The 24,657-nt window shown below is 56.7% G+C and carries 29 protein-coding genes; 9 read left to right on the top strand and 20 right to left on the bottom strand.

The features are described from left to right. Positions 1–189: 189 nt before the first annotated feature. From KF767_00475 to KF767_00465, 3 genes are read right to left on the bottom strand one after another with little or no spacing between them, the layout of a single operon-like run. Positions 190–687, bottom strand: a complete 498-nt coding sequence (locus KF767_00475; protein ID MBX3016331.1) for a cation:proton antiporter — start codon at positions 685–687, stop codon at positions 190–192. Positions 688–744: 57 nt separating this feature from the next. After that, positions 745–1,824, bottom strand: coding sequence for a Pr6Pr family membrane protein (locus KF767_00470; GenBank protein ID MBX3016330.1), 1,080 nt, complete (start codon positions 1,822–1,824; stop codon positions 745–747). Beyond that, positions 1,821–2,387: a TetR/AcrR family transcriptional regulator gene (locus tag KF767_00465; GenBank protein ID MBX3016329.1), complete on the bottom strand. Its 567-nt coding sequence runs from the start codon at positions 2,385–2,387 to the stop codon at positions 1,821–1,823. Before KF767_00465 ends, KF767_00470 begins: the two co-directional genes overlap by 4 nt. Positions 2,388–2,516: 129 nt before the next feature. Between KF767_00465 and KF767_00460 the strand changes: the two genes are divergently transcribed. The 4 genes from KF767_00460 (at position 2,517) to KF767_00445 (ending at position 6,065) form a co-directional block, all read left to right on the top strand. Beyond that, positions 2,517–3,614, top strand: a complete 1,098-nt coding sequence (locus KF767_00460) for an FAD-dependent monooxygenase (protein ID MBX3016328.1) — start codon at positions 2,517–2,519, stop codon at positions 3,612–3,614. A gap of 173 nt (positions 3,615–3,787) precedes the next feature. Continuing rightward, positions 3,788–4,609: an ion transporter gene (locus KF767_00455; GenBank protein MBX3016327.1), complete on the top strand. Its 822-nt coding sequence runs from the start codon at positions 3,788–3,790 to the stop codon at positions 4,607–4,609. Continuing rightward, positions 4,606–5,673, top strand: coding sequence for an NAD(P)H-dependent oxidoreductase (locus tag KF767_00450; GenBank protein ID MBX3016326.1), 1,068 nt, complete (start codon positions 4,606–4,608; stop codon positions 5,671–5,673). The genes KF767_00455 and KF767_00450 overlap by 4 nt, the downstream gene beginning before the upstream one ends. Before the next feature lie 8 nt (positions 5,674–5,681). Beyond that, complete coding sequence (locus tag KF767_00445) at positions 5,682–6,065, top strand: hypothetical protein (protein MBX3016325.1); 384 nt, start codon at positions 5,682–5,684, stop codon at positions 6,063–6,065. A 27-nt stretch (positions 6,066–6,092) separates the two neighbouring features. Here the strand turns inward: KF767_00445 and KF767_00440 are convergent, their stop codons facing one another. The 3 genes from KF767_00440 to KF767_00430 all read right to left on the bottom strand — a co-directional run bounded on the left by KF767_00440 (position 6,093) and on the right by KF767_00430 (position 10,374). Further along, positions 6,093–6,713, bottom strand: coding sequence for a heme-binding protein (locus tag KF767_00440; GenBank protein ID MBX3016324.1), 621 nt, complete (start codon positions 6,711–6,713; stop codon positions 6,093–6,095). 594 nt (positions 6,714–7,307) lie between these two features. After that, on the bottom strand, positions 7,308–10,109 hold the full coding sequence (locus tag KF767_00435) for a response regulator (protein ID MBX3016323.1): 2,802 nt from the start codon (positions 10,107–10,109) through the stop codon (positions 7,308–7,310). Between the two features lie 70 nt (positions 10,110–10,179). Beyond that, the gene (locus KF767_00430) at positions 10,180–10,374 is read right to left on the bottom strand and encodes a hypothetical protein (GenBank protein ID MBX3016322.1); all 195 of its coding nucleotides are present in this window, start codon (positions 10,372–10,374) and stop codon (positions 10,180–10,182) included. A 98-nt stretch (positions 10,375–10,472) separates the two neighbouring features. On the opposite strand from KF767_00430, the gene KF767_00425 reads away from it, so the two are divergent. Together KF767_00425 and KF767_00420 are read left to right on the top strand one after the other, a co-directional pair. Further along, positions 10,473–11,087: a rhomboid family intramembrane serine protease gene (locus KF767_00425; protein ID MBX3016321.1), complete on the top strand. Its 615-nt coding sequence runs from the start codon at positions 10,473–10,475 to the stop codon at positions 11,085–11,087. Positions 11,088–11,148: 61 nt separating this feature from the next. Further along, the gene (locus KF767_00420) at positions 11,149–12,234 is read left to right on the top strand and encodes a metallophosphoesterase (protein ID MBX3016320.1); all 1,086 of its coding nucleotides are present in this window, start codon (positions 11,149–11,151) and stop codon (positions 12,232–12,234) included. Here KF767_00420 and KF767_00415 read toward each other — a convergent pair. The 8 genes from KF767_00415 to KF767_00380 all read right to left on the bottom strand — a co-directional run bounded on the left by KF767_00415 (position 12,221) and on the right by KF767_00380 (position 20,215). After that, positions 12,221–12,595 carry a DUF2200 domain-containing protein gene (locus KF767_00415; GenBank protein MBX3016319.1) on the bottom strand — a complete coding sequence of 125 codons (375 nt, stop codon included), beginning with the start codon at positions 12,593–12,595 and terminating at the stop codon, positions 12,221–12,223. The two genes, KF767_00420 and KF767_00415, sit on opposite strands and share 14 nt — an antisense overlap. A gap of 31 nt (positions 12,596–12,626) precedes the next feature. Next, positions 12,627–15,164, bottom strand: coding sequence for an FHA domain-containing protein (locus KF767_00410; GenBank protein ID MBX3016318.1), 2,538 nt, complete (start codon positions 15,162–15,164; stop codon positions 12,627–12,629). A 7-nt stretch (positions 15,165–15,171) separates the two neighbouring features. Then, complete coding sequence (locus KF767_00405; protein MBX3016317.1) at positions 15,172–16,056, bottom strand: hypothetical protein; 885 nt, start codon at positions 16,054–16,056, stop codon at positions 15,172–15,174. Between the two features lie 87 nt (positions 16,057–16,143). After that, positions 16,144–17,790 (bottom strand): microtubule-binding protein, encoded by a 1,647-nt coding sequence (locus KF767_00400; GenBank protein MBX3016316.1) that lies wholly within the window; start codon positions 17,788–17,790, stop codon positions 16,144–16,146. 218 nt (positions 17,791–18,008) lie between these two features. Next, a complete protein-coding gene (locus KF767_00395; protein MBX3016315.1) occupies positions 18,009–18,452 on the bottom strand; it encodes an SRPBCC family protein in 444 nt (147 codons plus the stop codon). A gap of 62 nt (positions 18,453–18,514) precedes the next feature. Further along, positions 18,515–19,165: a glutathione S-transferase family protein gene (locus tag KF767_00390; GenBank protein MBX3016314.1), complete on the bottom strand. Its 651-nt coding sequence runs from the start codon at positions 19,163–19,165 to the stop codon at positions 18,515–18,517. Beyond that, on the bottom strand, positions 19,165–19,581 hold the full coding sequence (locus tag KF767_00385) for an SRPBCC family protein (GenBank protein ID MBX3016313.1): 417 nt from the start codon (positions 19,579–19,581) through the stop codon (positions 19,165–19,167). Before KF767_00385 ends, KF767_00390 begins: the two co-directional genes overlap by 1 nt. Then, on the bottom strand, positions 19,562–20,215 hold the full coding sequence (locus KF767_00380; GenBank protein MBX3016312.1) for a TetR/AcrR family transcriptional regulator: 654 nt from the start codon (positions 20,213–20,215) through the stop codon (positions 19,562–19,564). Before KF767_00380 ends, KF767_00385 begins: the two co-directional genes overlap by 20 nt. A 239-nt stretch (positions 20,216–20,454) precedes the next feature. Here KF767_00380 and KF767_00375 point away from each other — a divergent pair, with 239 nt between their 5' ends. After that, positions 20,455–20,736, top strand: coding sequence for a type II toxin-antitoxin system mRNA interferase toxin, RelE/StbE family (locus KF767_00375; protein MBX3016311.1), 282 nt, complete (start codon positions 20,455–20,457; stop codon positions 20,734–20,736). Beyond that, positions 20,726–21,028, top strand: coding sequence for a helix-turn-helix transcriptional regulator (locus KF767_00370; GenBank protein ID MBX3016310.1), 303 nt, complete (start codon positions 20,726–20,728; stop codon positions 21,026–21,028). Before KF767_00375 ends, KF767_00370 begins: the two co-directional genes overlap by 11 nt. A gap of 46 nt (positions 21,029–21,074) precedes the next feature. On the opposite strand, the gene KF767_00365 is transcribed toward KF767_00370, so the two are convergent. From KF767_00365 to KF767_00340, 6 genes are read right to left on the bottom strand one after another with little or no spacing between them, the layout of a single operon-like run. Then, positions 21,075–21,551, bottom strand: a complete 477-nt coding sequence (locus KF767_00365) for a VOC family protein (GenBank protein MBX3016309.1) — start codon at positions 21,549–21,551, stop codon at positions 21,075–21,077. Between the two features lie 42 nt (positions 21,552–21,593). After that, a complete protein-coding gene (locus tag KF767_00360) occupies positions 21,594–22,202 on the bottom strand; it encodes an NAD(P)H-binding protein (GenBank protein MBX3016308.1) in 609 nt (202 codons plus the stop codon). Between the two features lie 19 nt (positions 22,203–22,221). Further along, the gene (locus KF767_00355) at positions 22,222–22,704 is read right to left on the bottom strand and encodes a tetratricopeptide repeat protein (protein MBX3016307.1); all 483 of its coding nucleotides are present in this window, start codon (positions 22,702–22,704) and stop codon (positions 22,222–22,224) included. A 33-nt stretch (positions 22,705–22,737) separates the two neighbouring features. Further along, complete coding sequence (locus tag KF767_00350) at positions 22,738–23,094, bottom strand: VOC family protein (GenBank protein MBX3016306.1); 357 nt, start codon at positions 23,092–23,094, stop codon at positions 22,738–22,740. Then, positions 23,091–23,738 (bottom strand): dihydrofolate reductase, encoded by a 648-nt coding sequence (locus tag KF767_00345; protein MBX3016305.1) that lies wholly within the window; start codon positions 23,736–23,738, stop codon positions 23,091–23,093. The genes KF767_00350 and KF767_00345 overlap by 4 nt, the downstream gene beginning before the upstream one ends. Next, complete coding sequence (locus tag KF767_00340) at positions 23,735–24,067, bottom strand: helix-turn-helix transcriptional regulator (protein ID MBX3016304.1); 333 nt, start codon at positions 24,065–24,067, stop codon at positions 23,735–23,737. Before KF767_00340 ends, KF767_00345 begins: the two co-directional genes overlap by 4 nt. 105 nt (positions 24,068–24,172) lie before the next feature. Between KF767_00340 and KF767_00335 the strand changes: the two genes are divergently transcribed. Next, positions 24,173–24,649 carry a TlpA family protein disulfide reductase gene (locus KF767_00335; protein MBX3016303.1) on the top strand — a complete coding sequence of 159 codons (477 nt, stop codon included), beginning with the start codon at positions 24,173–24,175 and terminating at the stop codon, positions 24,647–24,649. Positions 24,650–24,657 lie beyond the last annotated feature (8 nt).

Genomic DNA, 24,657 nt, shown 5'->3' with positions numbered 1-24,657 from the left:
GCCCGCCGCGGAATTGCGGCGAGCCCCGGTTCCAAGTTTGAGCCCGTCCCCGATTATTTGGTCAGATTGATTTTGAAACGGAAAACCTTATCCATCTCGCGCTTGAGCCAGTCCGATCCGTTCGGTCCCATGCACGCGGTTTCGTTCCATTCCATGTTCGTCGCGCCCGGCTTACGCGCCATCGACTGTTCAACGACGACGGTCGCGGCGCTCGCCGCGGAACGCGTGATGGTGAACGCCATCGAACGCATGACCTTGCAGGTTTGCCCGCCGTCTCCGCTCTCGCTCTCTTCGTCCGTACGGCTGGCCGATCCGATGTTGCCCGTCACAAAAAGCTCGCTTTCGAAGTGACGGCGCGCCCACACCCAGAAGAAACGGCGCCACGATGCTCACGTGGGAAATCACGACCGCCGTCTTCGCCCGAGATTTCAAGTGCTCGATCCGCAAATCCATCCCGACCACGAACATGAACAAAATAAGCCCCAGCTGCGCCAGAACGTATAGATTCGGCATCGACGCCGCCGGAAAGACCACCTGAAAACCCGCCGGCCAGACAAGGCCAAAAACGGAGTGACCGAGGACAATGCCCGCGATCATCTCTCCCACGACCGCCGGTTGCCCGAAGACGCGCATCAGCCGCCCGGCCAGTCGAGACGCGACCACGATGATCAGAATTTGCGCGAGCAAAATGCCGAGGTTGGAAAAACCGCCGAGCTCCATAGGACCCGAACGCTATTCCAATTTTCAGGACCGCTCAACGAAAGCTTTCAGTTTAGCCAACGACATCGTCCAACCGGCTTCGTTGTCCTCGGGTTTGATCCCGCGCGGAAGCCCCGCGTGGGTGGCGGTCAGCTCGGTGCCTTCCGGAATCGCACGCAAACGATAGGTCATGACCATCTCGCCCTTGAAGCCGGGATCTTCGGACTCGAATTCACTGACCTCGACGATTTTTTCGTTCTCGAGCCACTCCTGAAAACGCCCGTGATAAGTATCCGCGTGTTCAGAGCTTTTACCGGCCAGATCTTTTTGCTCGTAGATCAGCGAAATGCGAAAACGACCGCCCGGTCGCGCTTCGAATTCATGGATCTCGGACCGCATGCCCTCGGGAACGCGCCAGCGCGCAATCGCCTGCGCGTCCGTCAAGGCCCGAAACACCTGCGCGCGCGGCGCTTTCAATATCATATAGAAAAACTCACCGGGCGAGCGCCGACGCGCCATGATTTTCCCGATCCCGACGAACAAGAAAGCCAACACCGCAAAAAGTCCCACCAACCCGAAGATATTTCCGCCCAACTGTGCGGGACTTAATTTCGCCGCGTCCACGAAGGGGTAAGGATACCACTCGGCATACGAGCCCCGCACCAGAACGTAAATCAGGTAACCCGTCGGAAAAAGCAGCCACGAGGGAATTTTCGTCCAGCGCACGGGACGTTTCGCCTCGAACCCGAACCAATAAACGAGCATCAACACGGGCATCACGGAATGCAGAATTTCATCGACGACCCTTTGTAAACCCGTCGGCGTCCAGAGATGACGTAACAGAAAGAAGTAAACCGCCCCCACCACGAAAATGTAGACCGTCAATGCGGTCGAAACTCCCGGACGGGCGAACTGACGCCCCAACCACGAATCGGTTTTGACGAGCTGGAAAGTGAAGAACAACGCCACCAGCGCGTTCGTCAGAATCGTGAAGAAGCTGAAAAAGCGGACGGTCGTTTCGAAGGGATCGACGACCCGATTCTCCAAGATCAGATAGTACTGCGCGACAACGGCGAAACCACCGAACACGGCCCCGATCAGCGCCAGCGTTTTCTCTTTGTTCACGACCGTCCCCCGTCTTGAATGCAGACCTGAATCATACTTAACGCTCGGCGCGCCACCGAACGCGCGTCGAGTTTCATCCAATCTTTTTCGACCTGCGAATGCCAAATGGCAAGAACCAGTTGCCCGACGACGTAAGTGCGTTCGTTCAAATCGGCCTCGCCGAGGCTTCGCTTTTCTCGGATCATGGCGCGAATCATATCGAAAAGACGGTCATGCGTGCGCTCAACCAAGCCCAATTGTCCCGAACTTCCGAGCTGCGCGAAGATCACCTTCATCAGCTTGTGATCGCGGCGATGCAATTCGATTCCGGCTAGAAGAAGCTCTTCAAAGCGACGCTCCACACTCCAACCCTCCGCGTCCTTCATCCACTCTATGAAAAATTCGACGTCGGCGGCAACTTTCGCCTCAATCAAAGCTGAAAGCAGCGAGTCCTTATTCGGAAAGTATTGGTAAACCGAACCGACCGAAACTCCCGCAACCCGCGCGAGCTTGTTCGTATTGAATCCGGTCAGCCCGTCCTTCACTAAAATGCGAGTCGTCGATTTTAGCAGAAGCTCGACCATCTCGCGCGAACGTTGCTGAGTTGGCTGTTTTCGCGGACTTAGGCTTCTTCTTGAGGCGGGCATGGGCCTCCCCCATTGCGAGTGTAAAATGTAAGCAATTACTCGTATTCTAAAGTTATCGGAGGCCGAATGAAAGTATTGATTCAAGGGGCCGGCATCGCGGGCCTTAGCCTAGCGGCCGAGCTCCGTCTTCTTGGTATCGAACACCGAATCGTGGAGCGCGCGACTGAATTAAAACCCATCGGCGCGGGAATCACGTTAAGCGTGAATGCCCTGGGATGTCTGGCCAAATTTCTCGACTTGGATGATCTGCGTCTTCGTGGGGTCAGTCTAGAACGAATGTACCTAAGCGATGCGGGCGGTGTCGTGCTCAGTGAAGTGCCCGCGCGCCTGACCAAGGATCAATCACCGGGCCTCGCGTTGAAGCGAGGGGAGCTGCACGCCGCGCTCGCTCGCGCGATCCATCCCACTTCTCTGCGGTTGGGAACTTCCATCGCAAAAATCGAAAGACGAACAGCCTTTCTTTCCAATGGTGAAGATTTCTCGTTCGACCTCTTGGTCGGCGCCGACGGCATCCGCTCGGAAGTGCGAACGCGCTTTTTGAAGTCCACGACACCGCTCCGCTATTCCGGATACACCTGCTGGCGTGGACTCGTACACCATCTTCCCGTCCCGTCCCAAGTCACCGAAGCCTGGGGCGCCGGTTGTCGCCTAGGGACCGTGCCTGTATCGGCGAACGAAACCTACGTGTACGCCACCCTCAACGCGCAGGCCGGCGAGGGCCGCGGCCTGCGCGCAGAGGATATCCTTCCGCACTTCCACGATTTCGTCGACCGGGACTACCTTCGCGCTATCTTCGAGGAAGGTCACATCATACAAAGCGACATCGAAGAACTCCCCGCCCCTATCTGGGGCGAAGACACGATCGTCTTAATCGGCGATGCCGCCCACGCCATGACGCCAAATCTGGGACAAGGCGCCGCCATGGGAATTGAAGACGCCGCGTTTCTGGCCCGTACTTTGGCAATGGGACACACTGATTTCGCCCAGGCTTTACGAGAAGAGCGAGGACCGCGCGTTCGCTGGGTCGCGAATCAATCACGCCGCATCGGTCGCGCGGGTCAACTACGCCATCCCTTCGTGCGCTGGTCACGGGACAGGCTACTTCGTCTGACTCCGGCCTCGGTTATGGAAGGCAATCTGCGGCGGATGCTCACGACCTCCTAAGTCACCCCTTAAACAGGGCACAGATCGATCCCGTCAAATTCAAAGCTGCGGTCATGGAGCAGTTGAACTGGGTCGAAGACCTCGTCGTGGAACGTTTCAAGAACGAGCTTTAATTCGCTATCGGCGCGGCAACATCCATTTGAGTTTCCGCGCCCGCCTCATATACTCGTGCGATGGCCATGTCCTCGCGCGAGAAAATCGCCCGTATCGTATTTGAATCCGACACCTGGGGCGGCAAGGTCTTTGACCTCGTCTTGATCGGTGCCATCCTCATCAGCGTCGTGCTCGTCACCCTCGAAAGCGTCGCAAGTATTCGCGCGTGGATCGGTTACGAGCTCTACGTGGCGGAGTGGGCCTTCACCCTGCTTTTTCTCGTCGAATATCTACTGCGCGTTTTTTCGGTGCGGAATCGGCTGAGCTATGTCTTCAGCTTCTTCGGTGTGATCGACTTCCTCGCCATTTTGCCGACGTTCTTAAGTCTATTCATCCCGGGGGCGCAGTCCCTTTTGATCATCCGGGTTTTCCGCCTTTTGAGGATCTTCCGCATCTTCAAACTCGCGCAGTACTTGGGCGAAGGGCAGATGCTCCTGGCCGCGCTTCGAGCCAGTCGCGCGAAAGTGACGGTCTTCTTGGTCGTCGTACTGTCGACCGTCCTGACCATGGGAGCGCTGATGTACGTCATCGAAGGCGCGGCGTCGGGTTTCACGAGCATCCCCACCGGAATCTATTGGGCCATCGTCACCATGACGACCGTCGGCTTCGGGGACATCACCCCGAAAACGCCCTTGGGTCAGCTCTTCGCATCCGGATTGATGATTTTGGGCTACGGCGTGATCGCCGTGCCCACCGGCATCGTGACGTCGGAATTGACTCGGGCCTCGCGTTATTTCAAGTTGGACGGACGCAGTTGCCCCGCTTGCCAAGAGCTCGCCCATTCCGAAGACGCGAAGTACTGCCGACTGTGTGGATCGATTTTGAATAGGGAGACGAAATGAATCAATGGACCGCCCTCGGGAACGTCGCCGACCTACGCCGCGATCTGGACGCGCGCGGTTCACTGATGGAAATCGAAGTCGATGGACGTCGCTTCGTGCTTTCCTATTTCAACGGGGAGTTCGGCGCCCTGAACGCAAAGTGCAATCACATGGGTGCCCCACTGGCGCAGGGTCGCATGGTCGAAGGCCGCATCCAATGTCCGTGGCACTACTGGGAGTTCGACCATCGCAGCGGCGCCGGCGTGAACCGCTCTTACGAACCCTTGGCATCCAACGGCGGAGTCGTCCCCAGCTTCCCTCTGAAAATTGAAAACGAAACCTTGTTCATCGACATCGCGGGCGAAAACGAGCGCGTCCGCCCCTCATACAATCCCATGCATCCGGTCGCACGCGACCCCGTAAGGGCCGCGGGACCCGTGCGCGTCTTGGGACTTTCCACCACGGCGATGGATCCGAAGTTTCCCCGGTATTCGACCTCCGAACATCTTTTGAAATCGTCGCTCGCGCGCGCCGAAAAAGAACTGGGCGTCGAAACCCAATTTCTGGCGCTCGCCGACCTGAAGTTCCGTCACTGCGAGGGGTTTTACTCGAAAAGCGAACGCGCGTGCACATGGCCGTGTTCGATTACCAAACTCGATCCCGCCGACGAGATGGTGAAAGTGTACGAGGCCATGGTTCACTGGGCCGACGTCGTCATCATGGGTACGCCGATCCGGTGGGGCTCGGCCAGCTCGCTCTACTACAAGATGGCCGAGCGACTGAACAGCGTGCAAAACCAAATCACCTTACGTGATCGCGTGCTGATCAAAGATAAGGTCGCGGGCTTCATCATCACCGGTGGGCAAGACAATATTCAAGCGGTCGCGGGCCAGATGCTGATGTTCTTCGGCGAACTTGGCTTCGTGTCCCCGCCCTTCCCGTTCGTCGCGCACTCGCGGGGCTGGTCCTCCGAGGACATGGAGCACAACATGACCTCGGTGCGCGATAGTGAATACCTACATCAACAGAGTTTTGAACTGGTTGAACGCTCCGTGAAAATGGTCGGCTCGTTCATCACGCACTAGGAGGTCCCATGTTCCGCGCGATCCTGTCCGCCGCCATCGTTTTCGTCGCCCTGCAATCCCAAGCCGCGAAATCCGAAATTTCCGGCGAAGTGACCCTGGCGAAAGGCGTTACTTTGAAACCGGGCGGCGTTTTGTTCGTCATGGCGAAAGAATCCGGGAAACCCATGCCGGTCGCGGTTTTCCGCCAGGTCGAGCCGAAGTTCCCGCAAAAATTCACCCTGAGCGCCGAGCACGCGATGATCGCGGGCACGCCGTTCAAGGGCGCGTACCAAATCTCGGCCCGCTATTCGCCCACAGGCGATGCGATGGACAAATCCGGCCCCGAAGGGGCGGAAGCGAAACCCGTCGACGTCGGCCGTGGCGATTTGAGAATCGAACTCAAGGGCAAGTAATCGGGTCGATTTGGGTTCCGATCGCGCTTAGTGCGCGTGCCGGACGTGAATTTGTACTTCATTCCGTTTCGCGATCGGCAAAACGAAAGGGGCATCGTATTGGGCGCAGTAGATGTCGCCCATCGCGATCCAAGCGCTTTGCCCTTGAAGCCAAGCCTCCAGAAGCGATTCGTGCTCTTTCATTTTGGCGAGTGAGTTATTGCCTCCGTAACGGAGGACGGCGACATGCTGAGCGGGGCGCGCCTCGACCCGAACGCCTTCATCCAACGGCTGCGGCAAGTTCGATAGATCAAGGCCCTTCGGCAGAATGAAGCTCATGGTCCACGCATGACGTCCGGACTTCTCTTGAAGGACGGGGGCGGTCATCGCCATTTTCTCTTTCTCGAAATTCCCACCGAAGATGTAATACGCCAGACGTTTGAAGGCGTGTTCGCGAAACGCGTCGAAGTCCTCGTTCACGACCGTGACGGAAGCCATGACTTGCGCCTCGTAGTGACGGATCTCAACATCCCCGTGTTTTTCGATGACTTGATAGGCCGGTTCCTCGTTGACCCGGACTCCGAAAAACTCGGGAATGGTTTTCAGAATTTCCGTCAGGGGTAGACTGGGATCGGGGATATTTTCGTTGCGGGGATCGACTGTCGCCATAAAGACCTCCGCCTCGGGAGCAGCAATCTTCGGACACGACAAGGTGGGGCCGTTTTGCCGGAACGCGCCCCATATTTCCCCAAGTTAAGGAGCACTGGAGCTGGGTGTACGCCCCTCGCCCCGACCATCCGCAATCCCTTTCTGCGAGTCGCTAGCCTCCGCACAAAGGGGGGCAAGATTGAAGTTACGAGGTGGATCGTACGTTTTGTTTCCAACGACATCGATACCGATGCCGATGATTCCTCCGAAGATGATATTGCCCGCGACCCCGGCCAAGGGATCGTAGGACGTCTTGATCACGCCGGATTTCGTGACGTTATTGCAGGTGACGGTGATAGGAATATCTTCTCTGGATCGAGAAACTAAAACCGTTGTCGATCCACCTGCGGCATTGAATTGCCCGTCCGGGATATTGATTTGCGTGGATCCGTCAGAAAGACCTCCCGTAAATTGTACGGCTCGGAGGTGATTCGGAGTGATGCCCTAAAAACACGAGGTCCATCCGCCTTGCTCTGCGACAAACATTCGAAGATTAACGGAACTTTTTCCAAATATCGAAGGCGAGTGCGGAGAATTAGGTTCCCTTAAGCGCGGTTAAATCTGCGTCTCGGGAAGACTGCCGTTTTGGCTCAGGGCTTTGATCAAGTCGTTGAAGTCGATCGGCTTCGCCACGTGATCGTTGAATCCAGCTTCTAGGCACTTCGAACGGAACTCCGACATGGCGTGAGCCGTCAGTGCGATCAACGGTTTTTCGTAGCCCTGCACGCGCAAGATACGCGCGGCCGTCAATCCGTCCATCACCGGCATCTGCAGATCCATCAAAACGGCATCGAATTCCGCCGACATCGCCTTGCGCACACCTTCTTCGCCATCGTTCGCGATCTCGACGGTGGCGCCCGCACGTTCGAGCATATGCGAAATCAGCATTTGATTGTCGGGCGAGTCCTCAACCAGAAGAATCCGCACATTCTCGAGAGAATGACGAATCACACGTTCCGCCTGCGCACGGGGACGCTCGCCAACCAGCGCCGGCTCGGCGCGTGCCGGCAGCTGAAGACGGAACGTCGATCCTTTGCCGAGTTCACTGCGCAGAAGGCGCAGATCCCCGCCCAAGAGTATCCCGAGCCTTTTGGAAAGGGCCAAGCCGAGCCCCGTGCCACCGAACTTCCGGGTGAGGGACTCGTCCGCCTGACTGAAAGGTTTGAAGAGCTTCTCTTGATCGGCGGCCGAGATCCCCATGCCCTGATCGGTCACGTCGATGTGGATCATTTCGCCGCTGCTCCTGACGGAAAGATCGATCCTTCCGCTGGACGTAAATTTGATCGCGTTGCCGACGAGGTTGACCAAGATCTGCTTCAAGCGAACGGAGTCCGACACGATCCGTTCGGCCACATCGTCGGCGATCTGCAATTCGATCGTCAGATTTTTCTCTTGCACCTTCGGAGAAAAATCCACGATCAGATCGTGCATCATCTGCCGCAGCGAAAACTCGCTGAACTCCATGGAAAGGTGGCCCGCCTCCACCTTCGATAGGTCAAGAATGTCATCGATCAGCAGCGAAAGCTGACTCGCGTTTCTTTTCAAACCCAAAGCGAACTCCGCCCGCTGCCCTCGATCGGTCCGCTCGTCGATCAACAGATCCGTGAAACCCACCATGATCCCAAGCGGAGTCCGAATTTCGTGGGACATATTCGCCAGGAAAGAACTCTTCATCCGGTTCGCGGTTTCGGCTTCCTCTTTGGCCAGCTTCAGTTGATTACGCGAGGTCTCGAGCTCCAAAAAACGGGTCTTGAACTCGCGGACCATGGACTGAAAGTTTTCGGTTACGGTATTGAGCTCAAGGATACGACTTTGGGGCCAGTTGATTTCTTCGGCGCGGACCAACCGATCGGGAAGGTCGGTGGTTTCGTTCGACAACTGCGCCAAAGGTTTCGAAATTCTTTCGGCGATCAGCATCGAGCCGAACAAAATCACCATCGCCAGCCCCAGAAGATATGCCATGTTCCGGATGTAACGATCGTAAAGAACCGTCCGCATCGGGGACATGGGCTGCTCGACGTAAAGCTTCCAGCCCGATCCGGCACCAAGATCGATTCCCATTCCCAAATACGAATTGTTCCAACGGGTCATCGGCGCGACTTCGTTCGGTCTCGGAATACGGTAGTAATAACGCTCGCTCATGTCTTCGGTCTCGCGTAAATTCCGGGGAGCGTAGGGCTCGAGCGACTTATATTCGGGATTGTCCGAGACGATCACGTTGCCTTCTCGATCCACCAGCGTCGCCTGAAAGACAGAGTCCTTCAGCAAGACGTGCAGCTTCTGAATCACGTTCACCAGATTCAATGAACCGGCGACAATTCCTTTAAACTCGCCTTTGACATAAATCGGCGCGGCCACGTTGAAAACCGGCTCGAAAACTCCGCCGCGCGCTAAAAACACATTCGAGACGTAGGGGCCTTTGCCGCCCTCCTTCAGGTGTTGAAAGTACTGACGGTCACTGAAGTTAAGACCGAGCGTGGATTCTCCACGAGCATTCACCAAAGGATCGAAGGCCAGAGTGTTCCCGCTCGCATCGGTGACGAAGGCCCCATAAAAGTCGGTCCACACGGCGCGGACGCTCTCGAGGATCGGCTGAATGCGTTTCGGATCCATCGATCCGGTCATCTCAATCTGCCACGCGACGGAAGCGACCGCATTTTTTTGCTGTCGTAGCCAACCCTCCGTGGCCTGCGAAATCCCCGTGCCGACGGTTTCCAGCCGCGACATCGCGGATTCTTCGATGTTTTTGAGCGCGTTACGGGCATCGAGCACCAACAAAATCGCCGCCGGCACCAGCGCGATCGCGACGAAAATGTTGAAAATGTGCTGGTAGACCGGAATCCGGTTCACTTGGCTTTTGCGGGTCTCGGTCAGGTACGGAGCATAGGAAAGAATCAGGCTCGCGATCACCGAGTTGAATATTCCCGTGGTCGCTTGTTTCACGGTCGCCAGCTGAGTTCCCAGCGAATCCATTCCCAAACCGTAGTGGTAAAGCGCCGCATGCAGCGGGATTCCAAGGATCAACCAAAACAGCGTCGACGAGAGCGCCAAATTCCCGCGAAGACGCGTCAGAACGAGCGCGACGAAAACGCCCTCGGCCACAAGAACGATCGCCGCGTAAAAATGGTTCCACAAAAAGAAAGTGTAACTGGCCGCGACCAACGTGGCCGCGATCCCCACGCGCGGCCCCAACCACGCGATCGCGATCAGCGTGAAGATGCTGCCGAAAACCACATCCACGCCGAAAAAAAGCGGCAGTGAAAGGGCATTCCCCAAGACGCCAAGAATCGCGAAGACGGTGAAACCGATCCAAGGATTGCGTGGAATCGTAGTGAAAAGTTGACGGAGCAAAGTCATGCCACCCAAGAGATTAAAGAACTGAGACGGGATGACAAGAATTTCCGCCCTGAAAGCGGCAGATCGGGAGTCAGTGCTCGCCGTCCGCGTCACCCATCTTTTTCAAAACGATGGCGATAGTCTCCGCCTCGACTCCGGCGCGTTTCATCAAGGACTTCGCGCGTTCGAAATCGTCGGCGTCGATCGCCTCGAAAAAGGCTTCAACCTTGCCAATTTCGGCCATTTTCTCCAGAACCAGCGTACCTTCAAAATCAGATTCATCCATGAGCAGAGCATAACCGAAATCCTGATTTTCGGCGCTAACCCAATTTGGCCATGGGCGGCGTGGCTTCCGGCGCCGCTCACGATACTGATGGGGCGTTTATGGGATTCGTCACCACGATCATCATCGCTATCAATCTTGCCGTCTTCGCGATGTGGACGTTCGCGGATGCGTCGAGCGAAATGCCCCAATTCCTGATCGACAACTTTTTGGTGAGCTGGACCGCGATCACCGAAGGCCGTCCCTGGACTCTCGTGACCTCGGTCTTTTCGCACAATCTGCTGTGGCACCTGTTTCTGAATATGTATGCGCTCAGCAGCTTCGGCGCGGTCATGGAACGTTCGCTCGGGGTGTTCCGCTATTTGCGCTTCTATTTCGTGGCGGGCATCATCGGCTCGTTCTGTCATGCGGCCGTGTCGGCGTTCATCATCGGGAATCCCGACCTTCCCGCCCACGGAGCGTCGGGCGCAATCGCGGGGATTATTTTACTTTTCTCGCTGCTGTTTCCCCGCGAAAAACTTCTGATCTTGGGGATCATCCCCATTCCGGCCATCTTCGGCGCACTTTTGTTCGTCGGTCTGGATATTTGGGGATTGGTCGCGCAGGCCGAGGGTGGCGGTCTGCCTATCGGCCACGGCGCGCACTTGGGCGGAGCGCTGACGGGCTTGATCTATTACCTGCTTTATTTCCGCCGACGGGTCCGCACGCTCGCGTAGACGTCGGATGTCCTCTCCGAACTGGACTCGCTTCCCTTTGGGCGAAGGGTAGTAATATCCTATGCGTTTGCGCTCACTGCTGATTCCACTCGTGATCATTACGACCTTTTTGGGTGTGCTTCATTGGTTCATTTTCACCATGGCGACCTGGGAGATGTCCGAGAAACCCGTTTCGCTGATCGTGTTTATGATCGTCGGTTGGCTCTTAATTCCGACCTCTCTTCTTTTAAGTATGACGTCGCTGTCCCATCGGCTGCTGCCACTCATCATGGCGGGATACACCTGGCTGGGAACGTTCGCGATCGCGATCTTTTTCTCGTTCGTACAAAGCGTGTTCGTGATCGCGGGCGCCGAGATGTATCCGGGTTGGATGTTGTTCGTGACTCCACTCATCGCCTCGTGGGCATTGCGGATCAACTGGACGGGACCGAAAATCAATAAACACGCGCTTGAAGGTCCCGAGTTCATGCGCGGGCTGCGGGTCGTCCAGATTTCGGATCTGCACGTGGGTCATACGATCCTCGGTGAAAAATGGCTCGCACGCGTCGTCGACCGGATCGAGGCCCTGCGTCCCGATATCGTCGCGGTCACGGGCGACCTCGCCGATGGACACTTCGACACGACCTCGCCGATGCTGGCGCCACTGGCGCGCGTGACCGCACGCAAGTTCTACGTCACGGGAAATCACGAATACATCCGCGGCGGCAGCTGGGAAGTGCGGCTGGAAGAACTGGGTTTCGAATGCCTGCACAACACGAACGCGGTCATCGAACGCGAAGGCGGAGCGCTCCTGATCGCGGGCGTCCCCGATCGCGGCGTGGGCCGCTTCTCGCGGGGAAGCCTCGAGTCAGCGCCCGACCGCGCGCTGTCGACCTCGGTGACCGTCGGTTACCGTATGCTCCTGGCGCACGAACCGTCGAGCGTCTTCGACGTGAAGACGGAACGCTGCGACCTGCTGTTGGCGGGGCACACGCATGGCGGACAGATCTTTCCGTTCAGCTTGCTGGTGAAATTACAGCAGCCCGTGACGGCGGGTTTCAAGACGGTGAACGGCATTCGCGTTTTCGCGCATCAAGGCACGGGCTTTTGGGGGCCGCCGATGCGCTGGTTCACCAGCAGCGAGATCGTCGAATTCACTTGGAAGTAGATTTGCGCAAGATGTAATCCATCGTTTTACCGGCGGCCAGTTCGTCCACAAGCTTGTCCAGGTAGCGGATCTTGCGCATGAGGGGATGTTTGATGTCCTCGACGCGAACTCCGCAAACCACGCCGTGGATCAACGACGTTTTCGGATTCATTTTCGGTGCTTTCCCGAAAAACGTCTCGAAATCGACTTCGCTTTGAAGCTGTTTCTTGAAACCGGCCGGAGTGTAACCCGTCAGCCACCGGATAATCGCGTCGACCTCGGCTCTCGTACGCCCTTTACGCTCCGCCTTCGCGACGTAGGCCGGATAGACTTTGGCGAAGCTCATTTTGTAGATGCGGTGATTGTTGTCGTCCGTTTTCATAAGTCGATCCTCCCCGTCCGAGGAGGATTTGTCACGGCGACTCTGGCGGCGATTCCGGCGTTTCGTTCGCGGGCAGACGCAGCAAGTATTCGTTGTAGTAGTAATCTTGCGAGAACTTCTGGAACTTTTCGACGTTTCGCTCTTTGCCCAGCAGCTTCTTGATCTCGACGAGGGCTTCGGCTTCGGTTTCGCGCATGCGGGCCGTCTTTTCCGCCACGTAATCGGGGTGAATTTGCCCCGCTTGCTCGTTAAGATTCGCGATCAGGGCCGCTTCGAGCGAAACGATCTTGATGATCGAGTCTTCGTCGACCCGTAACTTGCCGTAAAGATAAGAGTGCAGCTCACGAATCCACTTCTCTTGGCTTTGGGAGTCGAGCTTCATCTGCACGTAACCTTCCGTGAACAGGACCGAGTCGGTGTAGGACTCTTTCCACGCACGCGTTTTTTCGGGCTGCCAGCGGCGCTCGCGTTCGACCTGCATCTCGTGCGCGTATTTGTCGGCCGCCGATGCACCCGATCCCAGGCCAACCGCATCGAGCAAAATCCCGCGCGTTCCCGGAATCAGCAGTAGTAAAACCAAAGCCAGACCCACCGCCAGACCGGTTTGCTTCGTACGCTTCAAGAGGCGCTGCTGATTCGCCGTCAGCTGAACTTCTTCCACGGGCGCACGCTCACGACGGGAAATGTCGTAAACCAAGCGTTCCAGCTCATCCTTCATCTCGGCGTGCAGCGGATCCGAAACCGTACGCCAGTCAAACGAGCTCGGGAGCACGGGGCGCAACTTCGCCAGGAAGTGCCCCTCGGTGACTTTCAGAAGCTCGGAAACGACTTCGGCCCGGTGATTGTCGATCTTCGCCGCCTCTTCACTCCGAGTGACGGCCAGGGCTTCGAGCTCTTCCAGTTTCAGCTTGTCGACGATGCCCATCTCGCGTTCGCGGTAGGCCGCGACCTCGTCCCGCGTTTTAGCTTGCTGCTGCGCGAATTCTGCTTCCAAGCGGGCCTGCTTCGCGTCCCACTCTTCCTGTTTAGAATTGATGACCGCCGCCACATCGCCGTGGCGCTTCTGAAGTTCGGCGAACTCCGCGCTCAGCTTTTCCCGACGTGCTTCGAGATCGCCCACCTGCTTTTCGGCCGCGGCCCGTTTCTTGTCGATGGCGACTTCTTCGGACTCTTTGGCGGTCAGCGAAGCCGTCGTCCGTTGTAGCGCTTCGCGCGTGCTTCCAAGTTTCTCTTCAAGCTCTGTCAGCTCCGAGGTCACGATGTCGACGGCCTCTTTCAAAGATTTCAAGTTGGCCGTGGTTTCTTCAAGGTCTGCCTCGGTCTGCTGACGCAGTCGCTGCATATCGTTCTGGTGAACGCTGAACTGCTCAAGAATCTCTTTCTGTGTTTTCTCCAAAAGCCGCGTCGAATCCTCACGCGAGACCTTCAGCATCGCGGTCGACTTCATTTCGGCGTCTTCGAGCTGAGCCTTCGAGGTTCGCTCGGCATTGCCGATGAGCTCGGCGGACTTCTCGACCGCATTCTTGAGCATGACCTGCGATTGCTCGACCCGGGCGGACATCTCCTCTTCGGTGCGTAGCTTATGCTCGGCCACGACGCGCATCCCGCGATCGACTTCGGCTTGGTAAATGGCTTCGGTTTGCGATTTCACGCGCTCGGATTCCGCGACCGCGGCACCGAGAGTCGCCGTGGCCTTTTCTTCGGCGACGCGCAGGATCTCGGTCCGACGCGCTTCGATTTCTTCGGCGGCGATGAGGGCCGCTTGTTCCGCGCGCTCCTCGTCCTGGCGACGTAACTCCGCCAGTTGCGCGCGGCCTTCGCTCATCATGGTTTCAAATTCCTGGCGACGGGCTTCGGTGATGGCCGCCAGCTTCGCCTCGCCTTGGTCGATGATGCTGTTGGCGATCATTTCGGATTGCTCCGTCGCCTCGCGAATCATTTGGTCAACGGTCGCCTGCGCATCCCCCGCCGCCGCGCCGACCACGGAGTCATGCTGCGCGCGCGCCACCTGACGGATATTTTCGCTGTCCAGTTGTGCCGAGCGGATGATTTCGTCGGCCTTCTCTTGCGCCTCTCGTAATTGATTGGCGATCTTTTCTTCCGTCAGCGCTTGGGCTTGCGCCTGATTCGCCTGGAAGACCTCCCCGATGCGTTTGATTTCCGCATGGGCGGCATCCAGTAGGCCAAGGATGCGGTTCTTCTCTTCGCTTGAAATGTTCGCATCCGCGATTTGTTTGCGTTCAAAAGCCTTCTCGAAAACCTGTAGACGGAGCGGGATACGATGCGTACCCAGCTCGATCAGATCGTCGGGATTGCACAACACCGGCGTCTGCGCTTCGATCCGCTCCCCGTTCACGAAAGTGCCGTTCGCCGATCCCATGTCGACGACCCAGATTTGCCCTTTCTTCAGGCGAAGTTCCGCATGCATCCGGCTGATGCCGGGATCCGCGATTCCGATCGCCGTCTCGCTGGAGCGACCGATAGAAATAGGAAAGCTCTCGTAAATACGAGAGCTCACCTCTTCGGCGACACCGGTTTGAATAAGGCAAACGGTCTGGAACTTCGACATTCAGGTCCTACGAGGCTTTGGTCTTCCGGGTCTTGAGATCATCCAAATCGCGACTTCGCGCGCCTTTCGAAATTTCGCGGTTGAGCGACTCACTCGCCAGCGCTTCGGCCGGATCGCGGTGCTCGTCGAAAGCTTCGACGTCGCGGGGATAGTCGTTGTTATCGCTGCGGTACCACAAAAGATCGAGCGAGTTTTCGAAGCGATCGACCATATTCGAGAACACCTTGTCCGGAGAGAAAATCGTGTTCAGGAACGTCATCAGAACGGACAGGAAGATCCCCATGATCGAGCTGTTCATCGCGAACGAGACTTCGAACAGGAAACCGTCCATGATCTGCTTCGACATTTCGGCGTCGTTGATGTCCATACCGCCGAGTTTCGGCAGACCGTTCACGATCCCCATGAACGTTCCGAAGATCCCGCCGATGACGAACATACCGGGAAGAATGCTCAAAACGTCGTTCAGGCTACCCACCGGGATGAAACCGAACAGACGGTTGAAGCAGGGGTTCTGCTGAAATGTCGCCTTCGTGATGTTGATCAGCTTCGGGTTGTTGTCGTGCCATTTCAGGAACTTCACCTGTTTCAGGATATCCCGGACCAGCCACGCGCAGCCCTGCTTAACCAAATAGATGCGGTCGGCGGCGATCATGATCTTATCGCCCTTACGACGATGCATCCGATCGCGGATCTCGAAGGCCTCGTAGAAGGCTTTCTCGAGCTGCTGTTTCGTCAGCGCGTAGAACGAGACGTTTTTCACGTCGCCCGGCTGCTCGGACTCGATGAATTTGTTGACCCGTTTCTCGAATTCTTTCGCGAACCAAGCATGACGGCTGACCGTGTACCACACCAGGATGCGCGCGACGGAACCGACGACGAACGTCAGCACCATCAGCGGCAGAAGCATTTCGACCGCGAAGGTCAGAATGCCGCTTTTCATGAGATTCGTAACCATCTCAGAGAACATAAAACACCTCGTTTACTTCGGATTCACATTAAACTTGATCAAAACTCTTTGTGACTTTTTGCAGTCGTACTTTTTGCAGAAGCTCCCGACGCTCTCGGAAGCCACGTTGCGATCGACTTTGTTCGCCTCGAAGAAACTCTTCCCCGAAACCTTCACGAGGTTGCGGACGTCCTTCTGGTGACCGAATTGCATCTTCTCTTGGTTGAAGACGAACTGGTAAATCGAGCGCGCGCGCTGGTAACTCAAATCCATGTTATATTCGGCAGCTTTGCGGTCCTCGGGCTTCATGCTTCGCGGATCGATGACCCGTCCCTGGTAGGTGGGCGAGGCGAAACCGACGATCTCGACGGACTCGATCTTGCCGCTCAGGTTCTTGTTCTCCATGAGGGATTTCGCGTAGACCGGGAAGGCCTTGCGCAGGATCTGCGCCATTTCGGGTTTGATGTCGGCCTGCCCGGTATCGAAATAGTTGTCGCCGAAGTCGAGGGTCACGTCGCCCGTCACGCCGTCGATCTCGGCCTTCACGCCCGCTTTCGCAAAGGCATCCTTCATCTGTTTCGCGACGTTCTTGCGCGCGTCGATTTCGGCTTTCGCCTTCGCGAGCTCCGCCGAGGTGCCGATGAGTTCGTTCTTCAAACCCGCGATCTTGTCGGCCAGCTCACGCTCTTTCTTGGCGACCCCCGCCCGGTAGGCGGCTTCTTTGGCCGCGCGGCCTTGGGCGTTCAGCTTTTCTTTTCCGAGCTCGGCTTCGAAGGCCGCGCGATCGCGCCCCTGCTGGGCTGCGAACTCTCCCTGCATCTGGGCCACTTTCGCTTCGAACGCCCCGCGCTCCCCTTCAAGTTGCGACGCCAAGGCGCGGTTTTTCCCTTCGGCTTGGCCCAACAGACCTTCGGTTTGTTCGAGCTGCGCGTTCATCGCGGACAGCTGCTGCTCGGCGGCCTTCTGCTGGTTGGCTAGCTCACCCATACGTTTGGCGTGCGCGGCTTTGGCATTTTTCAGCTGCTCTTGGTACTTTTTCTCGGTGAGTTTATTCTGGGCGAAGGCTTTCTTCAGGTCGTTCATGCGCTCGGTCAGCGACGCGTTCATGTCTTCGATTTGTTTTTCACGCGCGGCAATTTGATTGCGCTTTTCCGCCACCGAACTTTCCAAATCTTCGATCTGTGCCCCTTGCTCGAGGATCTCTTCGTCCTGGGCGTCGATGATCACGTTCCGCTTTTTGATGCGCGCTTTCGCGACCGCGTTCGAATTGATCACGTTGCGGATCATCTGCTGGTATTTGTTGAGCGCCACTTCCTTCTGGGCGTTTTCTTTCGAGGCCTGCAGCAGTTTTTCTTTCTCGGTCTTCGCTTCATCTTGCAGCAGATCCAATTTTCCCATCAGATCTTCGTACATCTTCGCTTCATCCGCCGAGGCGTCGGTTTCGAGGTAGTCCTTCTTCAGCGCATCGTAGACTTTGAGCTGATTCTTCAGATCTTCGTTTTCCATCGCCACTTTGCGGGCCATGATTTGCTGCTGAATTCCGCTGGTGCCCGCGCGCAGACTGGCGGTCACGTACAAAAGCAGAAAGACGAACGAGAGCCCCATGAATAGATCCGAGTACGACGTCCATAGACTGCCGTGATCATCGGAATCTTTCTTTTTCTGATAGTTTAAGCTCATTTGGGCTCCTCTCCGTCGATCCTCTTTATCGTCAGAAAGGGCCAGAAAATGTTGGGGAAATCGAACCTGGGAGCGGTTTTCCGAGCGCTCATGCGCGGCGAATTTTCGCTTTTTCGCCAAGCTTCTGGACAGAATGACCAGAGTCTAGAGAGTCCAGGCGATGACGTCCCGGAAAAAGACGATCCGGCCCATCGACCGGATCGCCAAGAATCTTATCGTTACTGATTGATCTCGGGCTCGACCAACTTCGCGAGCGCCAAGAGCGACTCTTGCCAGCCGACGTAGCAGGCGTCGAGCGGAATCATCGCGGGAACGCCCTCCTGCGTGATTTCGATCTCGGTTCCCATCATCACCTTTTTCATGCGCACGGTGACCTGCATCTCGCCGGGCAGATTCGGATCTTCGAATCGGTTCGTGTATTTCACGAGCGCACCGGGCGTCAGCTCCACGTACTTGCCGAAGAAGGAATGGCTTTTCATGTTCGTAAAGTTCGTGAACGACATCTTGTATTCACCGCCGACCTTCGCATCCATATTGTGGATCTTGCCGGTGAAACCGTTCGGCGGAAGCCACCGGCACATGGCATCGGCATCGACGAAAGCGCGGTAAACACGGTCGGGAGGGGCCATCAGAACTCGATGCAGGCGAACGGTATTCGACATGGGGTCTCCTTAATGGGGTGATCGGCTATTTCTGGTTTTGGTTGTTTTCGAAACTGAATCGCTCACGCCTTCTCGTTTTCCTTGAAGACTTCGAGCTGTGCCGCGAACGCGCGCTGAAACGCGGGACGTTGTTCCGCCCGCTCAACGTATGAGGCGATATTGGGGAACTCGTTTAGAAGACCCGAACGCTTAAGACGCCTGAGGACCGAGACCATCATCAGATCACCCGCGCTGAATTCGCCCTCCAGCCACTCACTTTCGCCGAGGTATTTGGAGAGTTCTCCCAAGCGGAGCCGAACATTCGCTTGCAACATCGGCAAACGTTCCGCGTACCAGCTCTTATCGCGTTCGATCAGAAATGCGGCGCTCAGTTCGACGATCGGCGGCTCTACGGTACTGAGCGCGGCGAACATCCACATGATCGCGCGGGCCCGCCCGTTCGGGTCTTTCGGGAAAAGACCCGGTTTCGAGTCGGCGATCTGCAAAACGATGGCGCCCGATTCGAACAGGACAAGCGCGCCCTGTTCGTAGGTCGGAATTTTTCCGAACGGATGGACCGCGCGGTGGGAAGCCTCTTTGATTTCCTGAAAGGGAACGAGCCGCACGTCGTACGGCTGCCCCACTTCCTCAAGCGCCCAGCGCACGCCCATGTCGCGCGCCAGCCCCTGACCGCGATCCGGAGAATTCTTAAACGCCGTGATCGTGGGATTCATCAATGCGACTCGGCGTAGCTCTTGAAGTTGTTCAGGATCGCGGCCCAGCCTTCTTTCTGCATCTCGATCGGATTTTCCGTTTCGGGATCGAAGAGGGTTTTGATCCGGGTGCCGTCGCCGGTTTTCTCGAACGTAGTCACCACTTTGCGACCATCGGGCATCGTGTACGAGACTTTCTTTTGCGCGACGACGTCGTCGTAGGTGCCTTCGAAGTCGAAGCCGAAGCTTCCGTCTTTGGCTTCCATACGCGATTTGAATTTGCCGCCGGGACGCAAGTCACTCTCGGCCGAAGGGCATTGCCAGTCGGGGCTGGCGAAGTTCCATTTGGTCACGTGCTCCGGGCGATTCCAATACTCCCAGACTTTGTTGGCGTCAGCTTTGATCGTCGCTTCGATTTCAATTTGCGATTTGCTCACGAGTTTTTCCTTTGGGCTGGGGTTCGGAAAACAAGAATCGAACGTATCGGATGAGGTGATCCAGGCTTTCGACGGCGACGGCGTTACTCTCGGTCGCTTTCGCCAGGATGAACGCGCCTTGAAGCACGGCCTGCGTATGAACCGCAAGGCTGCGCGGATCAAAATCCGCGTCGGGACAATGTTTCGCTTTCGCCGCGCGGATGTCCTCTTCGACGACGGCGGCGTGGGTGAAGATGCTGTTCGCGCAAGCCTCACGAAGTTTGGGGTGCGACTCGTAGGCCTCCTGCACCATCGTGCCGACCAGACAGGTGAACTCGGGAACGGCTCCGTGAAGAATTTGTTTGCGGAATTCGATGTAGCCGATGAAGCGATCAAGCGGATCCGCGGGCTCATGATAGGGCGCGGTTTTGAAAAACCCTCCGGTGACGGCGGACCAATGATCCGCGGCCGCGATGGCGAGCGCCTCTTTGCTTTCGAAGTAGTGGAAGAACGTCCCCTTCGTGACCCCCGCCGCTTGGCAAAGCTCATCGACGGTCGTCGCCGAGTACCCCTTCGTGCGGATGAGTCCGAAGGCCGCTTCGAGCAGCTTTTCGTTGGCGGGTTTTCGTGTCGCGGACTTCGTCGGGCGGGCCATGGGTAATAATATACCAACTGGTTGGTTTATTATCTAGCAGTTTTTGGTGTGCTTAAAAACTCCTTAGTATTCATATATTTATGTAAGCTAGGAACGCTGAGGTCCGATACTCGGCCCTTTCACTTCTCTCCTTTTGCCCATTCATTGAGAACTTCGAACCTACAACGGCTCGGGAACTGCTTTGCCTCATCAACAGCAACTTTACTTTTACTTCATATTGAAGTAAATCAGGAGGTGGGATGAAAGTCCTCACAAAAATTTCGAGGAGCAGAATCTTCGAAAAGCAACTGAAGAAGGCACCGGACCTCATCCGGAAGAAAGTGGTTTTCTGGGTTTTCTTGGTGGAATCGAAAGGTTTGGCCGAAGTCATGAAATCCCCCGGATTTCACGACGAACCACTGAGGGGCGAACGTCGCGGCGAAAGATCAGTTCGTATGAACAGATCGTACCGACTGTTCTACCGCGTGATCGAGGACCACGTGCACATCGAACTCTTAGAGGTGAACAAACATGAGTACTAAATCATACTTCGAAAAGCTGGAAAAACAGCACGGCGCTTTGACCTTTGGCGGCCTCTTGAGGGCTTGGCGCGAAGGAGAAGAGCTGAGCCAAACCGCTTTCGCCAAAAAGATCGGTCTCTCCGTACAGAATTTGAATGACCTCGAAAAAGGTCGGCGGATTCCTTCCCCCACTCGAGCCTCACGCATCGCCAAAAAACTCGGCCTGCCTGAAACGGGCCTCATCGAGCTAGCCCTGCGCGACTCTTTGCTCAAAGAAGGATTTCATTACGACGTGAAACTCAGGTCCGCGTAGTTCCCGTGCGATCCTTTCTTCATCGGCCTGCTCCCACCAAGTGGGCCTAGCCCCGGCGGGCGGCATCGATCGCCGCGACGTCGATCTTTTTCATCTGCATCATGGCCGCAAAGGCTCTCTTCGCTTCGTCGCCTCCGTTCGTCATCGCTTCGGTCAGCGTGCGCGGAGTGATCTGCCACGAGAGTCCCCATTTGTCGGTGCACCAGCCGCATTGGCTTTCTTTACCGCCGTTGCCGACGATCGCGTTCCAGTATTTGTCGGTTTCGGCCTGATCTTCGGTGGCGATTTGGAACGAGAAGGCTTCGCTGTGTTTGAAGTAGGTTCCGCCGTTCACGCCGATGCACGGAGTGCCGAGCACGGTGAACTCAACAGTTAAGACGTCGCCGGCCCGGCCCGACGGATAGTCGCCGGGAGCGCGCTGAATGGCGCCGACGGAGCTGTTCGGAAAAGTCTTCGCGTAGAAGCGCGCGGCCTCTTCGGCGTCTTTGTCGTACATCAGACAGATCGTGTTTTTGTGGATCATGATGCGGTCTCCGGTCTTTCGGTGTGGACGGATCTTGTGGGCTTAAACCGTCAGACCGACACGTTTGCGGGAAAATCGCGGTTGATCAAGCTCGGTCATCATAAACGCCGCGACATCCGCGCGAGGTACCGATTTTCCACCTTGGGGCATAAAGTCCGCGAGTGCGGTCGCACGTCCCGTCGCGGGAGTGTCCAACAGATCGGGTGTGCAGACGAGGGTCCAATCCAGCGTCGAGGCCTCTAGCGCTTTCCACGCTCGCAAGTGCCCTTCCGAGGAAGTCCGAAAGGACGCGGGATATCCCGGGCGATCACGACGCAAGCTGTGAGCATCGAGTTGCAAAATTCCCCCGCCGGCTAAGCCGAGGAAGCGCGGAACCTTCGCGGTCTGCGCAGCGTCGATCAATTTCAGGGTCGCGGCTTCAATCACCGAACTGCTCAGCGCGGTGATGATGGCGTCGTGATGCGCGACGATCTCGGCGAGATTCGGATGATCGAGAAGATCACCTTTGAGAATCCGCAACCAAGACTCCGCGGGCTCCAGACGATCCGCGCCGCCCCGAACGAGCGCGGTGATTTGGTGGCCGCGAGGCCTCGCCTGTTGCAAGATCTGTCGTCCCGTACGCCCGGTGGCTCCGGCGAGAAAAATTCGCATCGTTTACGTTCCCTCCGGGTTACGTCCAGGTTTGATTGAGCTTGTCGGAATAGAATCTCAGGGCCTTGTCGTAGGACTTGATCGAGTCGTCCGTGGTCGTGTCGATCAGCTGAAGTAGGAGCTCGCGGACGGACTCTTCCGCTTTGCCGAGATTGTAGAGGGTCAAAGCCCGAAAGACCTTGAATGAGCGCTCCTCCGGAAATTCTTTGAGCGCTTGGTCGAAGACGTCCAAAGACTTTTGGTACGCGCCGAGGCAGCGGTAAGTGCTGCCCAAACCGAGGAAGCAGCCTTTGCGATCTTCGGTCAGTCCGTTCGCGATGGCCTTTTCGTAATAGGGCGCGGCCGCGGACTCTTTTCCCATCGAGTCGCAGGTCCATGCCATTTGGTAGTTCAAATCGGGGTCGTTCGGGTGGGATTGCAGAAGCGTTTCCAGAAGTCGCATCGCTTCTTCCGGCTGTTTGTTTTCGCGGAGTCGTTTCGCTTCTTCGATTTTCTTTTCCATAAATCCTCGTTGGCCGGAACTCATTCAACGGGTCTACTCATTATGCCAGCTGATTTCGAGTTTGTTGCCGTCGGGATCTTTGACAAAGAAAGAGGCGAACTCCCCGTCCTCGGCGCGCATGTCGCGGACGATGTTTTCCCGGGATGATTTCATTTTCTCGTAGATCGAAAAAACCTGCTCCGCAGAGTCGAGGCAGAATCCGAGGTGGTACCATTCGGGAAGTTGCGGCAGTTCCGCGACGGGGTCGATGGCGATCAGAAGACCTTTGGCGTCAGTCAGAAAGACGCCGGAGCCGTGATCGAATTTCTTCGTGAAGCCGAAGTAGCTTTCGTAGAAGCGGCAGATCCGCGAAAGATCCTTCGTGCCGAGATGAACGTGGTTGAGCGTCATGACGTCTTCTCGATGATCACGTGGGTCGCGTTTTCGCCGTGGACGCGCTCTTTGACCGCGTAGCCGAGCTTCGGCAAATCCAGTCCGTGAAAAAGGTTTTCGCCGGCGCCCAGAAGCTTCGCGGACACCGCCAAGTGCATGTAGTCGACGAGCCCCTTCTGCAGGTACTGACGAACGGTGGAGGTGCCGCCGTTCAGGCGAATGTCTTTCCCCCCGGCGGCTTTGCGCGCCTGCGCGAGTGCGGATTCGATACCGTCGGTCACGAAGTGGAAGGTCGTTCCCCCGTCCATCTCCAGCGGCGGACGCGCGTGGTGGGTCAGTACGAAAACCGGAGAGTGGTAAGGAGGGTTGTCGCCCCACCACCCTTCCCATTCGTGATTGGGCCAATCGCCGCGGATGGGACCGAACATATTGCGCCCCATGATGTTCGCGCCGATGTTATCGAATCCACGCGAGGCGAACTGATTGTCGATACCGGTGGTGCCATCGGGCTGACCGATCATTTTCCGGAAGTGTTGGGTCGGAAAAACCCATTCGTGCAAGTTTTTGCCGTTGATGCCGAGCGGATTTTCCAGGGACTGGTCGGGACCGGCCCCGTATCCGTCCATGGATATCGCAAAACTCTCGACGCGCAAACGACTCATGGGGCTTCTCCGGCTGAGGTTTTCTTGGGGGCGATCTCGTCTTCGAGTTTACGAATGGCGATCACGATGTCTAGAAACTTCCGTCCGAAGTCGGTGTAGACATATTCCACGCGCGGCGGAACTTCGGGATGCTCGATCTTATCGAGAATTTGATATTTCTGCAGTTTGCGTAGTCGCTCGTTAAGAACTTTCGTGGTGAGTCCGTCCTGCTCGCGCACCATGGCGCCGGGCCGGTTGATACCTTTGTCGACCATATCGAGGATCGACATCGACCACTTGCATCCAACGATGTCCTCGACCAGAAATTTGACCTCAAATTTTTTATCCACTGTCGAATCCCCAAGATGCACCGTTTGGTGCCTACCCTACCGTTTTGTAGCCACTTGTTCTCGCGGGCGATTTCACAATAATCGAAGCCGTGGAGAGGAGTAAACATGAAAGCACTTCCACTGAAAATAGAGAAATGGCTGAACGCTCCGGCGGGATACGACCTCGATTTGGCGTCGGAGAAGGTCAAGGTGATCCATGCGTTCCAGATGCTGTGCCCCGGCTGCGTGTACTACGGAATTCCACAGACGGTGGAGCTGTTTGATCGATTCCGCGGAACGGATGTCGAGGTGGTGGGACTGCACACGGTTTTCGAACATCACGACGTGATGACCGAGGCCGCGCTGCAAGTTTTCATCGATGAGTGGCGCCTTCCGTTTCCGGTCGCGATCGACAAACCGCGAGCGGGCGAACGCCTCCCAGAAACGATGAAGTCCTACGACCTGCAGGGCACACCGAGCACGCTCGTGATCGATCGCGAGGGCGAGCTCGTGGTGAAGCACTTCGGGATCATCCAAACGGAACAACTGGTCGAAATCGTCACGAAACTTTCTGAAAGAACACAAACCCAAAAACAAGCCTAGGAGGCAGC

Source organism: Pseudobdellovibrionaceae bacterium (genome assembly GCA_019637875.1).
Taxonomy (GTDB): domain Bacteria; phylum Bdellovibrionota; class Bdellovibrionia; order Bdellovibrionales; family Bdellovibrionaceae; genus JAHBUW01.
The sequence above is the reverse complement of the archived record's forward strand: the minus strand, read 5'-3'. Positions and strand labels throughout refer to the sequence as shown.

Coding starts and splice junctions, on each gene's coding strand:
- KF767_00465 (MBX3016329.1), bottom strand. CDS start 2,387: ATGGTCGAGCTTCTGCTAAAATCGACGACTCGCATTTTAGTGAAGGAC.
- KF767_00440 (MBX3016324.1), bottom strand. CDS start 6,713: ATGGCGACAGTCGATCCCCGCAACGAAAATATCCCCGATCCCAGTCTA.
- KF767_00430 (MBX3016322.1), bottom strand. CDS start 10,374: ATGGATGAATCTGATTTTGAAGGTACGCTGGTTCTGGAGAAAATGGCC.
- KF767_00420 (MBX3016320.1), top strand. CDS start 11,149: ATGCGTTTGCGCTCACTGCTGATTCCACTCGTGATCATTACGACCTTT.
- KF767_00400 (MBX3016316.1), bottom strand. CDS start 17,790: ATGAGCTTAAACTATCAGAAAAAGAAAGATTCCGATGATCACGGCAGT.
- KF767_00415 (MBX3016319.1), bottom strand. CDS start 12,595: ATGAAAACGGACGACAACAATCACCGCATCTACAAAATGAGCTTCGCC.
- KF767_00435 (MBX3016323.1), bottom strand. CDS start 10,109: ATGACTTTGCTCCGTCAACTTTTCACTACGATTCCACGCAATCCTTGG.
- KF767_00425 (MBX3016321.1), top strand. CDS start 10,473: ATGGGATTCGTCACCACGATCATCATCGCTATCAATCTTGCCGTCTTC.
- KF767_00395 (MBX3016315.1), bottom strand. CDS start 18,452: ATGTCGAATACCGTTCGCCTGCATCGAGTTCTGATGGCCCCTCCCGAC.
- KF767_00335 (MBX3016303.1), top strand. CDS start 24,173: ATGAAAGCACTTCCACTGAAAATAGAGAAATGGCTGAACGCTCCGGCG.
- KF767_00450 (MBX3016326.1), top strand. CDS start 4,606: ATGAATCAATGGACCGCCCTCGGGAACGTCGCCGACCTACGCCGCGAT.
- KF767_00410 (MBX3016318.1), bottom strand. CDS start 15,164: ATGTCGAAGTTCCAGACCGTTTGCCTTATTCAAACCGGTGTCGCCGAA.
- KF767_00460 (MBX3016328.1), top strand. CDS start 2,517: ATGAAAGTATTGATTCAAGGGGCCGGCATCGCGGGCCTTAGCCTAGCG.
- KF767_00365 (MBX3016309.1), bottom strand. CDS start 21,551: ATGATCCACAAAAACACGATCTGTCTGATGTACGACAAAGACGCCGAA.
- KF767_00390 (MBX3016314.1), bottom strand. CDS start 19,165: ATGAATCCCACGATCACGGCGTTTAAGAATTCTCCGGATCGCGGTCAG.
- KF767_00380 (MBX3016312.1), bottom strand. CDS start 20,215: ATGGCCCGCCCGACGAAGTCCGCGACACGAAAACCCGCCAACGAAAAG.
- KF767_00375 (MBX3016311.1), top strand. CDS start 20,455: ATGAAAGTCCTCACAAAAATTTCGAGGAGCAGAATCTTCGAAAAGCAA.
- KF767_00350 (MBX3016306.1), bottom strand. CDS start 23,094: ATGACGCTCAACCACGTTCATCTCGGCACGAAGGATCTTTCGCGGATC.
- KF767_00455 (MBX3016327.1), top strand. CDS start 3,788: ATGGCCATGTCCTCGCGCGAGAAAATCGCCCGTATCGTATTTGAATCC.
- KF767_00445 (MBX3016325.1), top strand. CDS start 5,682: ATGTTCCGCGCGATCCTGTCCGCCGCCATCGTTTTCGTCGCCCTGCAA.
- KF767_00345 (MBX3016305.1), bottom strand. CDS start 23,738: ATGAGTCGTTTGCGCGTCGAGAGTTTTGCGATATCCATGGACGGATAC.
- KF767_00405 (MBX3016317.1), bottom strand. CDS start 16,056: ATGGTGCTGACGTTCGTCGTCGGTTCCGTCGCGCGCATCCTGGTGTGG.
- KF767_00370 (MBX3016310.1), top strand. CDS start 20,726: ATGAGTACTAAATCATACTTCGAAAAGCTGGAAAAACAGCACGGCGCT.
- KF767_00355 (MBX3016307.1), bottom strand. CDS start 22,704: ATGGAAAAGAAAATCGAAGAAGCGAAACGACTCCGCGAAAACAAACAG.
- KF767_00360 (MBX3016308.1), bottom strand. CDS start 22,202: ATGCGAATTTTTCTCGCCGGAGCCACCGGGCGTACGGGACGACAGATC.